At 39.3% G+C, this 16,916-nt stretch carries 8 protein-coding genes; all 8 read left to right on the forward strand.

Going from position 1 to position 16,916, the window contains the following annotated elements; translation table 11 throughout:
* Nucleotides 1–798: 798 nt before the first annotated feature.
* Entirely contained in the window at nucleotides 799–3,990 is a 3,192-nt protein-coding gene (locus PMI10_RS00070; protein ID WP_007803117.1) for a SusC/RagA family TonB-linked outer membrane protein, read from the forward strand.
* 18 nt (nucleotides 3,991–4,008) lie between these two features.
* Nucleotides 4,009–5,595 (forward strand): RagB/SusD family nutrient uptake outer membrane protein, encoded by a 1,587-nt coding sequence (locus tag PMI10_RS00075; RefSeq protein ID WP_007803118.1) that lies wholly within the window; start codon nucleotides 4,009–4,011, stop codon nucleotides 5,593–5,595.
* A gap of 19 nt (nucleotides 5,596–5,614) precedes the next feature.
* Complete coding sequence (locus PMI10_RS00080; RefSeq protein ID WP_007803120.1) at nucleotides 5,615–7,126, forward strand: glycan-binding surface protein; 1,512 nt, start codon at nucleotides 5,615–5,617, stop codon at nucleotides 7,124–7,126.
* Nucleotides 7,127–7,255: 129 nt separating this feature from the next.
* Entirely contained in the window at nucleotides 7,256–8,728 is a 1,473-nt protein-coding gene (locus tag PMI10_RS00085; protein ID WP_007803122.1) for a cellulase family glycosylhydrolase, read from the forward strand.
* A 175-nt stretch (nucleotides 8,729–8,903) separates the two neighbouring features.
* Nucleotides 8,904–10,922: an NPCBM/NEW2 domain-containing protein gene (locus tag PMI10_RS00090; RefSeq protein ID WP_007803123.1), complete on the forward strand. Its 2,019-nt coding sequence runs from the start codon at nucleotides 8,904–8,906 to the stop codon at nucleotides 10,920–10,922.
* Nucleotides 10,923–11,033: 111 nt separating this feature from the next.
* Nucleotides 11,034–12,512: a cellulase family glycosylhydrolase gene (locus PMI10_RS00095; protein ID WP_007803125.1), complete on the forward strand. Its 1,479-nt coding sequence runs from the start codon at nucleotides 11,034–11,036 to the stop codon at nucleotides 12,510–12,512.
* Between the two features lie 171 nt (nucleotides 12,513–12,683).
* The gene (locus tag PMI10_RS00100; RefSeq protein ID WP_007803126.1) at nucleotides 12,684–14,216 is read left to right on the forward strand and encodes a glycoside hydrolase family 43 protein; all 1,533 of its coding nucleotides are present in this window, start codon (nucleotides 12,684–12,686) and stop codon (nucleotides 14,214–14,216) included.
* A 109-nt stretch (nucleotides 14,217–14,325) separates the two neighbouring features.
* A complete protein-coding gene (locus tag PMI10_RS00105; RefSeq protein WP_007803127.1) occupies nucleotides 14,326–16,869 on the forward strand; it encodes an alpha-L-arabinofuranosidase C-terminal domain-containing protein in 2,544 nt (847 codons plus the stop codon).
* The last annotated feature ends 47 nt before the right edge of the window (nucleotides 16,870–16,916 follow it).

The raw sequence follows: 16,916 nt of genomic DNA on the forward strand, positions 1-16,916 counted from the left end.
TGTTGTTTTATAATTTCCTTACTATAATCCAATAGCCAAATCTATCTCCATTTATTCGAAATGTACCCAAACTATTGGCAGACTCAGATATGTTTACACGTGTAAATAGGTTTGCTTCTGGCACTTCAGTATTTAAATTATAATTCTCCACAGTTAAAGCTGAAGTCAACTCAAAACCTTCTTTTTAATAATCGAACCCGGATTAAAAACAAAGTATCTTTCTGAAGAATACTGAGGTTTTTTTCTAAAATTATTTTAAATCTCACTTAACAGCTTCTATTCCATTTTGCCCTTTTTAGCAGGACTTTAATTTGTGATGTTAACAGCTATAATACAATTCTGTTTTTTAGCAAAATTGATTTAAAAAGAACAACAATAAAGCATCTTTCCGGCAGACAAAATACTCCTCTAAAATCTATAGAATTCTGTTAAAGAAACTCCTTCAAAATGCAAACTTAATGTTAAAAAGTCAATTTTTATATGTTCAGTTTATCTCGAATCAGGGTCTATTTTAAATTATTGAAATAACAATTTTTTATGACATTAAATATGATAATGAAATATTTATAGGTTTTTTTTTATGGTAACTCTACGATTGCAACAATTGATACCGTCTTTAGATACAAAATGAGCCATAGTTTGGCGCTGCTTTATTGTTAATTTGTTCCTAATGTTATGTGGAAATGTATAAGACAATGAAATAACAAATATTAAAAATGTTTCATGACAAAAGACATCTTTTCATGTAAAATTAAACCACTTAATTAACTAATTAACTAACTCAAAACTAATTTAATTATGAACGAAAAACACGTAATTCAACGCTTTGTAAAAGCAAAAAAGCTATTTGGCAAGTATGCTTTATTGTTTATGCTTTGTTCGTTTAGCTTGGTATCAGCTCAAAATTCTGATGTGAAAATTACCGGTACAGTATTAGAAGATTCAAATGGCCAGCCACTTTTTGGGGTCAGCATTTATCTTAAAGGAACTAAGACCGGTGTGGCTACGGACGTAGACGGGTCATTTTCTATTAAAGCTAAAATTGGAGAGACACTTGTTGCAAGCTATCTGGGCTATGTAAGTGCAGAAGTAAAAGTTACAGATAATCAATTAAAAATTCGCCTGAAAGAAGATCGAAAAGTATTAGACGACGTGGTGGTAATTGGTTATGGTAAAGCAAAGAGAAAAGATCTTACGGGATCCATATCTTCCATATCGGGTGAGGAGCTTCTTAAAACACGTCCTGTAACATTTGACCAGGCCTTGCAGGGTAAAGTAGCCGGTGTAGTTGTGCAGCAGACTTCCGGTCAACCGGGAGGGGGTGTTAATATACAAATACGAGGCCTGTCTTCTTTTGGTGGCAGTTCTCCCTTATATGTAATTGATGGAGTTATAATTGGCCAAAGTTATGGTACAGGTAATGGTACAAATCCATTAGCAGCTATCAGCCCTTCGGATATTCAGTCTATTGACGTCTTAAAAGATGCATCAGCAACAGCCATTTATGGTTCGCAGGCAACTAATGGTGTAATTGTTATTACTACCAAGAGAGGTAGAGAAGGAGCGCCAAAAATTACTTATGAATTTACAACCGGATATCAGGAGCTGATTAAGAAATATCCAACTATGGATTTAAGGGAATATGGTAAGTTTATTAACGACAGGGCTACTGTTTGGGGTTTTGATACCAGACCGGAATTTGCTAACCCACAGTATTTAGGCAAGGGTACAAACTGGCAGGACGAATTATTCAGAAAAGCTCCGGTAAAAAGCCATACGCTTACTTTAAGCGGCGGTAATGATAAAACGCAGTATTTATTGTCGGGGTCTTATTTTAATCAGGAAGGTATAGCAATTGGGTCTGAGTTTACCAGAACTTCATTAAGGTTAAATTTAGACAACAAAACTACAGACTGGTTAAAAGTAGGGACCAGTTTACAGTTAACCCATATTGATGAGAATGTAAATTCAACAGGTTCAAATGTTATCGCAGAGGCATTGGGTCAAACACCGGATATCCCGGTAAGAAATCCTGATGGCAGTTTTGCAGGAGAAGAAAGCAGTGAAGGATGGATTGCAAAGCGTGTAAATCCGTATGCTCTTGCTCTTATTAATAAAAATAATCCTAAAAGGAATCAGTTCTTTGGTAACTTATATACAGAAATAGCATTTACAAAAGCCTTGTCTTTTAGAAATGAAGTGTCAGGAAATTTTTCATTTAGTACAGAGGATAGATATAGCCCTACTTACAAGTTTGGGTTAGCGGAGAGAGTAGTGAATGATGCATTTTATTCCTACAGTCAGGACTATTTTACGACTTTCAGAAGTTTCTTAACGTATGCTAAAGTGTTTAAAAACAAATATAATGTTAATGCAGTGGCAGGACATGAGGCACAGTTGTCCCAGTACGAAGATGTTTCTGCAGCAAGAAGAAATTTCATTTCGGATGCTATTACCAATATTGGCAGCGGCGATGCGCTGACAGCAACCAATGGCGGGACCAAAAGAGAGAGTGCACAGGAGTCTTATTTTGGACGTGTAAATTTTATTTATAATGACAAATATTTATTTACGGTCAATGCCCGTGCAGACGGTACTTCAAAATTTGCGGCAGAGAACCGCTGGGTGACCACTTATTCAGGAGCATTTGCCTGGAAATTAAATAATGAGAAATTTTTAAAAGGTTCAAAAATAGTCAATGAACTAAAGTTAAGGGTGGGTTACGGTCTTACCAATAACCAAAATGCCGGAAATAATGCTAATTTAACTCTATTGACTTCAACTCAAAATGGTTTATCCGGTAATGCACAAGTTACTTCTAATTTAGGAAACCCTGAACTTGAATGGGAAAAAACAGAATACAGCAATGCAGGGATTGACGCAGCACTTTTTGGCTGGAAACTTAATTTTTCTGTTGATGTTTATAATCGTCTTACAGACGGACTGTTGCTACAGGTTCCTTTACCAGCGTATTCGGGAACAACTGCCGGGTATTCTCCGGGAGCAATTGCAGCTCCGTATATAAATGCAGGAACTGTTAGAAACAGAGGGGTAGACTTTCATTTGAATTCAAGAAATATAACAGGAAGCGGGGATGATTTTAACTGGAGTACCGATTTTACGTTATCCCATAACAAAAATAAGGTAATGAAATTAAATACAGACGGTGCTTCATTACCTGGGTACCTTGGAGGCGAAGTTGTTGCCCAAACGAAAGTGGGCGGATCTATTGGAGACTTTTACGGCTATAAAGTAGATGGGATATTTGCAACTGCGAGCGATTTTGAAACGCATGCTTTGCCTACTGATACCGATGGTAATGTTTTGCCGGTCAGACCAACTTCCGGTGGGGTATGGTATGGAGACCTGAAATTTAAGGATTTAAACGGGGATGGTGTAATTACAGAAAAGGACAGGACCTATTTAGGCTCGCCTATCCCGGATTTTCAACTGGGCCTTGGTAATAACTTTAGCTATAAAGGTTTTGACCTGAATATTTTCTTTAGCGCCAATATTGGTAATGAAGTTGTAAATGGTATGAGGATTAATGGAGAAAACCCTTTGACAAATTATGGTTACCTAAAATCATTAAATAACTATGCTCAATTGGCCTTAATTGATCCAAATGGTTCAGCATCAGATGTAAATAACGTATATGTTACCAACCCAAACACTACAATTATAGGACTTAGAAATGGTGACAGCAATAGAAATAATCGTTTCTCTGACAAGTATGTTGAAAACGGATCTTTTATCAGATGCAAGAACATGACTTTGGGGTATACAATGCCAAATGAGTGGATGCAAAAGATGCATATAAATTCTCTGCGTATGTATGTTAGTGTAACCAATCCTTTTCTTATTACTAAATATAAAGGAATGGATCCGGAAGTGGGTTCATGGAATCCGTTACAGGCCGGAATTGATTATGGCTTTTATCCACAAGCCCGAACATTTACTTTGGGAATTAATGTAGGATTAACTAAATAAAAATTAAACTTAACAGATATGAAATCAATTTACAAAATAACTATTTTAACCCTGTTGGGAGTACTCGTTTTGAGTGGCTGCCAGGATGATTTTCTCGATCGTCCTAATCTGTCAGAGACAAATACTGAAAATTTTTATAAGACAAAACAAGAAATCAGGTTAGCTACGGCAGGACTTTATGGTGGTAAAGTATGGGGGCAATGGAATAATCTTGCATATCTTCCATTAGGGGATATATTAAGCGGAAACCTTTATCTTCAATACCAGGGTGCAGACCTGGTACAGCTTAATACTTTTACCCTTTCAGGATCCAATGCACGTTTAACAACCGGCTGGGCAGCGCTATATATTATAGTTGCACACTGTAATGCTACAATTAATGGGATTAATAAAAATACGCCGGCAACAGTTTCCGCCGCAGATAAAAATGCTGGAATAGCTGAAGCAAGATTTATACGTGCCATAGCCTACTATCACCTTGCCATGTTGTGGGGAGAAGTGCCTATTATTGAAGATAATACGAAGTTGATACAATCACCTTTGGTAAATAAAAATAAAGCAGCAGATGTCTACAGATTTATTACGGAAGATTTAACTTTTGCTGCCGAAAATCTTCCTAAAACTGATGAGAAAGGCAGGGTTACCTGCTGGTCTGCAAAAGGAATGTTAAGTAAGGTGTATTTAACTTGGGCAGGATTAGGACAGCTCGGAGGTACGCGTAATCAGGGCTATTTAGACAAGGCAAAACTATATGCAAAGGATGTAATTGAAAACAGTGGTTTAGTTTTGCTTCCAAGTTATTATGATCTTTTTAGAACGCAATATAATGATAACCCCGAATCATTATTTGCACTGCAATGGTCCAGTATCAGTAGTGGATGGAATGAAGGGAATCAATTGTTGACCTACTCGCCAAGTCTTGAGATTAATCCACAAAAATCATCAGCCTGGGGATCTCCGTCACCTAGTTATGATTTGTATCTGGCTTATACGCAGCAGGATTCTATAAGACGTAAAGCGAGTATTATGCTGACAGGTGACCATTATGCAGAATTAAACGCTGCCGGCGGTGGTTATACTGCAACAGCACCGGGTATGAAAAAGCATATTATTGGTAATGAAGCAGATAATAATTCACCTACAATGACAGCTACATCTTCTATAGAGCATAATTCATTATTAAGATTAGCAGATATTTATTTAATATATGCAGAGGCCATCCTTGGTAATGATGCATCTACAAGTAATGCTGATGCGTTATTATATTTTAATAAGGTAAGAACGCGTGCAGGTGTTGATCCGGTAACCGTACTTAATACAGATGTTATTCTAAATGAAAGAAGGGTTGAGTTTGCCTGTGAAGGACAATATTGGTTTGATTTGGTAAGACTTTCTTATTATAATCCTCAAAAAGCAGTTGACCTTATTAGTAGTCAGCAAAGGGTTCCGTTTGATTATAATAAAGATACACAAGTGGCTACACCCAAAGATCCTATTGGGCCTATTTCTCCTGCTACCTTCAGTACTTTTACTTTACAGTTGCCGGCAACAGAGGTAATTGCTAATCCTAAATTGAACGAACCATCAGTGCCTTATTATGAATAGTGATAAAAAATATATAAATATGAAAAAATTATTAAATAATCGTATTAGCCATTTGCTTTTTTTAAGCATGATGCTGATTATTACAATGCTGACATCTTGTAATAATGATGATGATTCAAATGGTGCTCCTGTTATTACAGCAGTAAGGAATTATGCACCCGCTCCAAATGATACATTAGTGACAAGTATTATCCCTGGACAATGGATTGTAATTCATGGGAAGAATCTAAAAGAAGCCACTCAGATAAGTTTTAATGGTACTCCTGTTGACTTCGATGCCGGATTGTTTTCAGATAAAACAGCTGTTGTACAAGTTCCCTGGTCATTGCCTTTTAATAACATTGATCCTGATGTTGTTAATACTATAAAATATGTTACCAATGCCGGAACAATTACTTATAAATTTAATGTAATTCCGCCGCCGGCTACCATTACAGGCAATTCGATGACTGCAGCTACTAAGGTAGGTGATTCGGTTTATGTTTATGGTACCAATTTATATTTGATAGAAAAATTAACTATAGCGGGTATAAATATTTCGCCGCTTAAAACAGCAGACGATGGTAGTTCTGTAGGGTTTTTACTTCCGGCAATTAATACGCCAATGCCTTGGGCAGGAGAGATTGTTGCTGCATCTGGTGTTTATGAATTTGCTGTTTTAATTGTTCCGGAAATTTATGCTGTTTCCAATGCAAATCCTTCGCAGGGCGATTTGGTACGTGTGTATGGTAAAAATTTGAGTGGTATTTCAAGTTTTAGTTTTGGCGGTGCTGCTATTACAGATTTTACAGAAGCTGTTGATGGCTCGTCGGTAGAGTTTTTGGCTCCTGCTATGAACTTCGCCAGTGGACCGGTGACCATTGTTAATTCTTATGGAACGGTTGCTACTGCTTATGATATAAATACCCAAAATAACAAATGGTTAGGTCTTTTAGCAAATTTTGAGTGGGGTGATTATTTTGGTTACCAATGGTGGGGAGATATTAGTTTAGCTAGTAACATGGCCGATTTTAATGGTTCGATGGGGACAAATACAAGTCAGTATGTATATTTTAATTCTCCTGTTTTAGCTGCCGGTGAAAGTAAATACGCCCCATTAGGTAATTCTAATACTGGTAATAAATGGATACCTCTGGAAAATCTTTCAGATCCTGTTGAAAACTGGGGTCTTCAATTTGAAATAAGTGTGGCCCACCCATGGAATGGTGGTACTCTTTATATTAAAACTGAATTTGCAGGTGAAAGTTTTGTAGCGCGTTATGAGCCATGGAAAATTCCCGGTTCTAATAAGACTCTTGCTTTTAAAACGGATGGCTGGCAGACTGTTACTATTCCTTTATCTGAATTCAGATCAAAAGTTAATGAATTAGGGGATGGTGAATCACCTACTCGTTTAAACCAATTATTAGGGTCTACTGGTGCGAGTAGTTATAATATGACCCTTAAAAATTTCGCTTCTTTTAAAACATCAACAGGTTTGTATGCCGCTATTGACAATATCAGGGTTGTGAAAATCAAAATCGAAGAATAAAAACCTTATTAATTTAATAACAGATTAATAGTTAAAAATATAAGTAAAGACCTGTAGCTATTTCATAAAAGTTAAACTTTTCTGCAGGTCTTAAATAAAGATTATTATTAATTCTAAAAAAAACAAAAAATGAGACTTAAACATTTTTATAAAATTGTACTACTGCTGATCATTACCGGATTTTCGGTCTCTTGTTCAAAAAACGATGAGGACCCACAATTATCGGTTTCAGCAACAACTGTTTCTTTTGAATATGAAGGAGGTACATCAGAAGAAATTACTATTGAAGCAAACAGTGCATGGAGTATTAGTAATTCGGCAGCATCATGGCTGCAGTTAAGCAAAGCGAGTGGTACTAATGGGACTGAAGCCACAACAATAACTGTTGTAAGCAACGAAACGGGGTATAGCAGGTCTGTTATACTAACTGTTGAGGCAGCTAATGGTCAGGCCCGAAGAATTACCATTATTCAAAAAGGCAGCTTATATCCAACATATAATTTAACGCCTAAAGCTCCCGACGAAACAGGAATGAGTAGCACAGCGGTACAATTGGCGGCAAAAATGCAGACAGGCATGGGAATAAATATTGGCAATACCATGGAAGCACCAACCGAAGCTGAATGGGTGAGCAGTAAAATTACCGAATCGTATATAAAATTTTTAAAACAAAAAGGTTTCAATTCTATAAGAATTCCATGTGGCTGGGTTTGGACTCATTTAGACAATCCGGAGAAAATGAAAATTAACCAGGCCTGGCTTAACCGCGTGAAAGAAGTGATTGGATGGTGTGTGGATAATGATATGTATGTGATGCTAAATGCTCATGCGGATAATGGCTGGCTTGATAATAATATCACTAAGGCAAAGCAAGAGTCCATTAATGCAAAGCAAAAGGCGATTTGGGAGCAGATTGCCACAACTATGAGAGATTTTGATGAGCACCTTATATTTGCCGGTGCAAACGAACCTCCGGCTGATAATGCCGAGCAGATGTCCATACTTAATGGTTACTACGAAACATTCATCAAGGCAGTTCGCGCTACCGGAGGCAAAAACAGTTACAGGGTGCTGGTTGTGCAGGGTCCTCGCACTAACGGTGAATTAACTTATGATCTGATGAATACGATGCCAACAGACAAGGTTCCTAACAAATTGATGGTTGAGATACATAATTACACGCCTGCTTTATTTACGATAGTAACGGAGGGAGATGTAAGCTGGGGCAATATGATTTACTATTGGGGCGCTGGGAATCATTCTACTATTGAGCCGGAACGTAACTCCACCTTTGGAGAAGAGGATGCAATTATTGATGAATTCCAAAAGATGAAACAGAAGTTTGTTGATAAAGGTATCCCTGTGATCCTTGGTGAATATGCAGTCTGGAGGAGGAATGCCATTAACAACGCGAATTATCTTCCTAAGGATATGGCAATGCACAACAAGTCTGTGGATTACTGGTCATATTTTGTGACCAAACAGGCTAAAGCACATGGTATTATGCCATTCTGGTGGGAGATAGGTTTTATGTTAGACAGATCTAATAATGTGGTAAAAGACCAGCCTATGTATGATGCCATTGTTGAAGGATATAAGTAAAAAGTAAGATGCTATAACTAAATAAAACAACAGTTTTGCAGGGTATCATGTATTGGTACCATTAAGCAGGGATTGAATTAAAAAATCTGTGACTCTTAGGAGTCACAGATTTACTTATAAAGAATTCTCAGTGAAACAATGGATTTAAAATTTATTGATTCTAAAAAAACAAAAAATGAAGCTTAAACATTTTTATAAAATTATTTTGCTGCTGATCGTTAACGGTACTCTTTCCGCACAAACCGTTTGGTTAGATCAACTGGATCTCAGCACAGCTACACAGGGCTGGGGCATACCTAAAAAAAACAGGTCGGTTGATGACAACATCATGACCATCGCAGGCAAAACCTTTGAGCGTGGCTTCGGCACACACGCAGAAAGCTCTCTTTTTATTCAGCTCGATGGTAAGGCAAATTCGTTTACCGCGCAGGTTGGCATTGATGATGAGGTGAAAGGGCGTCAGCCCGCCGTAGAGTTTATTGTATACGGAGATGGAGCGAAGCTTTGGTCGAGCGGTGTAATGCATGAAGATGATACTGCCCGGCTATGTAGTGTGAAACTTTCGGGTGTGAAAAAACTTGAGCTGCGGGTAACAGACGGAGAAAACGGTGACAGCAGCGATCATGCCGACTGGGCAGATGCAAAATTTGAGGCAATAGGTGTGGCAAGTTTTGTTACTTATTATCCTGTCCCAAGTGAGTCCTACATTCTTACCCCTAAGCCATCGGCAAAACCGAAGATCAATAGCGCAAGCGTTTTCGGTGTCCGCCCGGGCTCTCCGTTTCAGTTCAGGATACCTGCCACCGGAGACTGGCCAATGACCTTTCAGGTTACCGGCTTGCCTCAGGGACTAAAGCTGGATCAAAAAACAGGACTTATCACCGGTAAGCTTGAAAAAGCCGGCACTTACGTTATTCAATTGAAGGCAAAGAATGCGAAAGGCATAGCCGAAAAAAGTTTACGCATTATCTGTGGCGATAAAATTGCACTTACCCCGCCAATGGGTTGGAATAGCTGGAATTGTTTCGCTCATGAAGTTTCTGGTGAAAAAATTAAGCGCGCTGCGGAAGTAATGGTGAAAACCGGACTTATAAATTACGGATGGAGTTATGTAAATATTGACGACTACTGGCAAAATAACCGCGATTCGAAAGATCCTTCCCTGCAAGGTAAGCTGCGGGACGAGGCTGGTAATATAGTTCCTAATAAAAAGTTTGGGGATATGAAAGCCCTGACAGACTATGTGCATGGCTTGGGTTTGAAGATCGGAATCTATTCCAGTCCTGGTCCCTGGACTTGTGGTGGCTGTGTCGGTAGTTATGGTCATGAGAGGCAAGATGCCGAAACTTATGCCAAATGGGGTTTCGATTATCTGAAATACGATTGGTGCAGCTATGGGGGAGCGGTAAATGGAATACCTGACAACGACCCAAACAAAGTAATCTCCATATCTTACAATGGAGGTTATCAATTGTCTACCGCCGTCAAACCATACAAACTAATGGGAGAGTACATCCGTCAGCAACCCCGCGACATAGTTTTCAGCTTGTGTCAGTACGGAATGTCGGATGTATGGAAATGGGGCGATTCGGTAGGAGGAAACAGCTGGCGTACAACCAATGATATATTGGACACCTGGTCTAACGTTAAAGTCATTGCATTAGCTCAGGATCAGACTGCAGCCTGGGCTAAACCCGGTAACTGGAATGATGCGGATATGCTGGTTGTAGGAACAGTAGGCTGGGGCAGCCTGCATCCGAGCAAGCTTAAACCGGATGAACAGTATCTTCACGTCAGCCTTTGGAGTCTTTTCTCTACTCCCCTGCTAATTGGCTGCGATATGGAAAAGCTGGATGCCTTTACCCTGAATTTATTGACAAACGATGAAGTGATTGCCGTTAATCAGGATGCTCTTGGCAAACAGGCTACCTGTGTTCAGACTATCGGAGACCTGCGTATTTATGTAAAAGAATTGGAGGATGGCAGTCGTGTAGCAGGCTTTTGCAATTTCGGTCTGGAGAAAGTGGATATCCCTTACAAGGATCTGAAAAAGCTTGGTATTTCAGGAAAGCAAAAGGTGCGTGATCTTTGGCGTCAGAAAGATATTGCAACAATCCATGCAGATAAAGAGGCTTTTTCGGTGAAGGTTCCGATGCATGGGGTGGCGCTGTACAAATTTACGCCGGTTAAATAGCAGATAAGATCTCTTAACCTGAGCTCAATTTATAAGCAAAGAAGCTTACTTGGTAATCATTTGGGATAAACTTAAAATTAATTGCAATAAATAATTCTAAAAAAACAAAAAATGAGACTTAAACATTTTTATAAAATTGTTTTACTGCTGATCATTACCGGATTTTCGGTCTCTTGTTCAAAAAACGATGACGAAGCCCCACAATTATCGGTTTCAGCAAAAACAGTTTCTTTTGAGCCGGAAGGAGGTACATCAGAAGAAATTACCATTGAAGCAAACAGTACATGGAGTGTTAGTAATTCGGCAACATCCTGGTTGCAATTAACCAAAACAAGTGGCAATAGTGGAACTACTGCAACACAATTTACAGCTTTAAGTAATGAAACCGGATTAACCCGCTCTGTTATACTAACTGTTGAGGCAGGTAATGGTCAGGCCCGAAGAATTACGATTACACAAACTGGTAATTTATATCCAACATATAATTTAACGCCTAAAGCTCCCGACGAAACAGGGATGAGCAGTACAGCGTTACAACTGGCTGCAAAAATGCGTATGGGTATGGGAATAAATATTGGTAATACCATGGAATCACCAAATGAAGGTGAGTGGGTGAACAGTAAAATTACCGAATCGTATATAAAATTTTTAAAACAAACAGGTTTCAATGCTGTACGTCTTCCCACTGGCTGGGTTTGGAGTCATTTAAGTGATCCTGCAAAAATGAAAATTGACCCTGTATGGCTTAATCGCGTGAAAGAAGTGGTTAAATGGTGTGTGGATAATGATATGTATGTAGTACTAAATGCTCACGGAGATGATGGCTGGCTGGAAAAAAGTGTCAATAAGGCAATGCAAGAAACCATTAATGCAAAGCAAAAGGCGATTTGGGAGCAGATTGCTACAACCATGCGTGACTTTGATGAGCACCTTATATTTGCCGGCACAAATGAACCTGCGGTTGACAATGCCGAACAGATGGCGATACTTAATAGTTATCACGAAACTTTCATCAAGGCAGTTCGTTCTACGGGTGGAAAAAATAGTTATAGAGTGCTGGTTGTGCAGGGGCCTTCAACTGACATTATTAAAACTTCTCAGCTGATGACTCCGACTACGCTTCCTCATGACCCGGTACCTAATCGTTTGATGCTTGAGGTACATTTTTATGGACCTTGGCATTTTAATCTACCAAAAGATGGATTATATAATGCGGACACCAAAGCGAGTTACTACTGGGGAGCTGGGAACCATTCTATTATTGAGCCATTGCGAAACGCCCCTGATGGAGAAGAGGATGAGCTCAGTGCAGAAATCGGAAAGATTAAAAAGTTTGTTGATGCAGGTATCCCTGTGATGCTGGGTGAATATGGAACCTGGAGACGTACTGCCGAGTATAACGGGCAGATTCCTCTGGATACGGAGATGCACAACAAGTCTGTGGATGCCTGGGCAACTTTTGTGACCAAAACGGCTAAAGCGAATGGTATTCTGCCATTCTGGTGGGAGATAGGTTTTAATTTAGACAGAGCTAATAATTCGGTAAAGGACCAGGCTTTGATAAATGCCATTAAAGCAGGATATAATTAATAATTTATAGTATCAATTATAGTATAAAGGTTATTTTCCTTCCCTAACATTAACATTGGCCAAGCGTTTACCGCCCTAGGGAAGGATTAACTTCTTTGTTATAGTTGTTTAAAGAATAATTGAAATTAACCCATAACGAGTATCCGTTTTTTGGGTAAAATAAAAAAAAGCATGTTTAGAAAAAAAGTATTGTTAAGTACACTCATTGTTATGACTTTTCTGGGAGGCAGAGAATCTGCAGAAGCTCAAGCCAGTGCAGGTAAATCGAAAAAGTTTAAAGAAAACCTGGCAGAAAAATTCGCAAATGTTTCGCCGAAACTTACCTCCAATAATGGAAATCCATTAATAGATTTTATGTTTACGGCCGACCCGACTGCTGTAGAATACAATGGAAGAATGTATGTGTATGGCACGAATGATCATCAACAGTATGAGCATGTCGGAAAGGATGGAAAAAATTCATACGAGCATATCCATACACTGGTCATGATGTCTACTGATGATATGGTCAACTGGACGTATCATGGTCTCATAGATACATCAAAGCTGGCACCATGGACTCAGAATTCCTGGGCGCCTTCTATTACATCCAGACTGGAAGCAGATGGTAAGACACACTTCTATTTGTATTATTCCAATAGCGGTGTTGGCTCAGCTGTGCTTACTTCCACCTCTCCCGTTGGACCTTGGAGTGATCCGTTAGGAAAAAACATAGTCGACCGTTCTGTTCCTGGTGTGGATGTCGATGCTCCATTCGATCCCGGAGTTGTGATTGACGACCAGGGTACAGGCTGGCTGACTTTTGGAGGCGGAACGCCTAAAACAAAATATATGCCGGATAATGCCAGAATCGTCAAATTAGGAGCAGATATGATCAGTTTGTCCAGCGATGTTGCCAAGATACCCGCTCCTTATTTTTTTGAGGCGAGCGACCTTAACTTTATCAATGGAACCTGGGTTTATACCTATAATACGAGTTGGGAACCACGCACTGAATGGCCTTATACGAATATTGATAAACCAACCATATGCAACATGTCTTATATGACAAGCAAAACACCCTTAAGTTCGGATAGCTGGAAGTATCGCGATAATTACTTTAAGAATACAGGCGACGTTAATGTGGGACCTTTGACAAACAATCACACGCACCTGTTCAAGTTTAAAGAGAAATATTATATTGCTTACCATGCCATGTATTTACAGGATTATTTTGGCACTAAGGGCGGTTTCCGTAATATAGGTATCGAAGAAATGCAGGTGGATGAAAAGAATGTGAATATCCCCATGGTCAAAGCAACTTTTAAAGGTCCGTCACAACTTAACCCATTAAATCCATTCGTACTCCAACAGGCAGAAACCACTGCAGGTACTTCAGGGCAAGTCCAGTTCGAAGTTGTTGGGAATGTGGGCAATATGGCTGCCAAAGGAAAAGCCGATAAACAATGTCTCATGGTTCGAGGAGCTGATTTCAGCAAACAGATTCCTAAAAAAATTGAAGCCAGGGTGAAAGGAAAAGGTAAAATTGATGTGTATGTAAATAATCTGGAAGGTACACCTATTGTTTCCCTTACATGTGATGGGAAGGAATGGGTTACGATCTCAAAGAAAATAGGACATAAAATAGATAAAGGAGTAGGGAATATCTATTTTGTATTTAATGGAGAAGATTTTTTGTTTGATGAATGGAAATTCATTAATTAATCCTGGTTACTGCTTTATTGCTGCTTTAACTTAAGGGTTCCGCCGCTGTCGGTCTTATGACCAGCAGCATTTATTAATTAATATAAAACTAATATTAAAACAGACTAAAATGACAATGAAATTAAAAAGCAAATATGAAAAGGCAATTTATGCTGCGGGTTTATTGTTGTTGTTGTTATATTGTTCGGCAGAAGCAGTTGCGCAAACAGACGAATTGGTTATCAATGTTAAAGGGAAAGGCGCAGATGTATCATCGTCGATGTACGGAATATTTTTTGAAGAAATTAACCACGCAGGAGACGGAGGATTGTACGGGGAATTGATAAAGAACAGAAGCTTTGAAGAACTTGAAATGCCTCCCGGATATACAGCAAAGGGCGATCGCTTAATTCCTGTTCAGGTAGAAAACCATGTTACGGGAAAAATAGTTGACCATTATTCACAGTGGACAACGGAACCTGTGCCCGGCTGGTCTTTGAATGTCGATTCATCTGTAGCCGACATGAAACTTACCAAAGAAAATCCGAGGTATGCAACCGCTCCTAATAACCTAAAAATTTCTATTGCTGATGCTTCAAAACCCGTATCACTTATTAATGGGGGATATTGGGGTATGGGAATAAGGAAAGATGAAAAATACAACCTTCGGGTAATTATAAAAGCTTCATCAAAACACAAAGTAGAAGTAACTGCAAAACTTTTGTCGCAGGATGGAACAGAACTGGCAAAGGCGCCTCTGACAGGACTGAAAGCGAATAATAAATGGAATGAATACAACGTCACCTTGCTTGCAAAGGCACATGACCCTAAGGCAAAGCTGGCTTTGGAGTTCAAGGGAGAAGGGACTGTTTACCTGGATTACGTTTCTTTGTTTCCGGAAAAAACATTTCATAACAGGGAAAATGGATTCCGCAATGATGTAGCAAACATGCTTGCAGGCTTAAAGCCCGGGTTTGTGCGTTGGCCCGGCGGTTGTGTGGTAGAAGGAGCAACCACGCATAACCGTTTTGAATGGAAAAAAACACTAGGGGATCCCGCCGCCCGTTCCGGCGAATACAGCCTTTGGGGATATCGGAATACTTATGGTTTTGGGTATTATGAGTTCCTGCAATTCTGCGAAGACACAGGTGCCGGAGGCATGTTTGTCACCAGTGTAGGTATTGGATGCCAGTTCAGAATGGGCGATGCGTGTAGTGAAGAAAAAATAGAGTATTACCTTGACGATTGCCTTGACGCAATTGAATACGCCTTAGGTGATAAAAACACCGAATGGGGTGCCAAACGCGCTGCTGCCGGCCATCCAAAACCTTTCCCGCTTAAGTATGTAGAAATAGGCAATGAAAACTGGGGTGATGAATACGACAAGCGATTCGACATGTTCTACGCGGCGATTAAAAAGAAATATCCGCAACTCATATTAATCTCAAATCATGGTACAGGGGGAACCGGTAAAATAGCAAAAACCGATATGATAGATCCTCACTGGTACGTTAGTCCTGATTTTTTCTTTGAGAATGCTAAACTTTTTGATAATTATTCCAGAGGGAATCATACTGTATATGTAGGGGAATATGCCAGCAATAACGGAGTAGGTACAGGCAACATGAATGCGGCTTTATCGGAAGCTGCCTTTTTAACAGGTATGGAGCGAAACAGCGACCTGGTAAAAATGGCTTCTTACGCGCCCCTGATTGAAAACAGCAATAAGCGCGACTGGTCTGTAAATCTTATCTGGCTGAACAGCGACCAGGTGATGGGGAGGAGTTCTTATTATGTTCAGAAAATGTTTGCCGAAAATAAACCTTCTTACAACCTTAAAACCAATGTTACGGAAGGCGCCAGGTCTTCTCAGGATTTCGAGGCAGGAAGCGTTGGTCTTGGTACATATTCAACCCAGGCAGAATATAAAGATATTCGAATTATTCAGGGTAACAAATTAATCAGTTTAGATGTATCAGAATTCAAGGGTAAAAAAGGAAACTGGAATACTGAAAACGGAGTCTTAATTCAAACCTCATCGGAAACCAATACGCAAGGGATCTTTAACGGGTTCAAAGGAAAGAAGGATTATACCCTCGAATTTAAAGCCCGTAAAACAGGCGGCAATGAAGGCTTTCTGGTTTACTTTGCGATCTCTGACGAGGGGAAAGGATTTGCGATGAATGTAGGAGGGTGGAATAATACTTCTACCGCTATACAAAAAGCATCGGGAGAATGGCTTAGTGATGTCATTTCTCAGAAAAATCATAGCATTGAGACAAACAAATGGTATGATATGAAGCTGATCGTAAAATCGGACGAAGTAATTTTGTACATGGACGGGAAAGAGGTAATCGCTTCCCGGAACACGTCTGCTCCGAAGCAGTTTTATGCGGCAGGTTATGACGAAGCCACAGGGGAAGTAATCGTGAAGGTAGTGAACAGTAGTAATCTTCCTTATGGACTGAATATTAAATTAGACGGAGCCACTGGTATAAAAAATACCGGAAAAATTATTTCCATGAAAGCGAACAACGAAAAAGAAGAAAATTCTTTTGAAAATCCCACGAAAATATTTCCGAAAGAAGAAGTCTATAATTTCCCCGGAAATGAATTTTTATATTCCTTCGCCCCTTATTCATTCACGATAGTTCGGATAAAAGCGGATAAATAAAAAAATCATCACTGATGAGGATACCATTCCAAAGATCTGGTAAACTG

This window comes from Flavobacterium sp. CF136 (assembly GCF_000282055.1).
Classification (GTDB): Bacteria; Bacteroidota; Bacteroidia; order Flavobacteriales; family Flavobacteriaceae; genus Flavobacterium.

What these genes read in the sequence shown, in the direction of transcription:
- PMI10_RS00070 (WP_007803117.1), top strand. Translation starts at nt 799, where the DNA reads ATGAACGAAAAACACGTAATTCAACGCTTTGTAAAAGCAAAAAAGCTA.
- PMI10_RS00075 (WP_007803118.1), top strand. Translation starts at nt 4,009, where the DNA reads ATGAAATCAATTTACAAAATAACTATTTTAACCCTGTTGGGAGTACTC.
- PMI10_RS00080 (WP_007803120.1), top strand. Translation starts at nt 5,615, where the DNA reads ATGAAAAAATTATTAAATAATCGTATTAGCCATTTGCTTTTTTTAAGC.
- PMI10_RS00085 (WP_007803122.1), top strand. Translation starts at nt 7,256, where the DNA reads ATGAGACTTAAACATTTTTATAAAATTGTACTACTGCTGATCATTACC.
- PMI10_RS00090 (WP_007803123.1), top strand. Translation starts at nt 8,904, where the DNA reads ATGAAGCTTAAACATTTTTATAAAATTATTTTGCTGCTGATCGTTAAC.
- PMI10_RS00095 (WP_007803125.1), top strand. Translation starts at nt 11,034, where the DNA reads ATGAGACTTAAACATTTTTATAAAATTGTTTTACTGCTGATCATTACC.
- PMI10_RS00100 (WP_007803126.1), top strand. Translation starts at nt 12,684, where the DNA reads ATGTTTAGAAAAAAAGTATTGTTAAGTACACTCATTGTTATGACTTTT.
- PMI10_RS00105 (WP_007803127.1), top strand. Translation starts at nt 14,326, where the DNA reads ATGACAATGAAATTAAAAAGCAAATATGAAAAGGCAATTTATGCTGCG.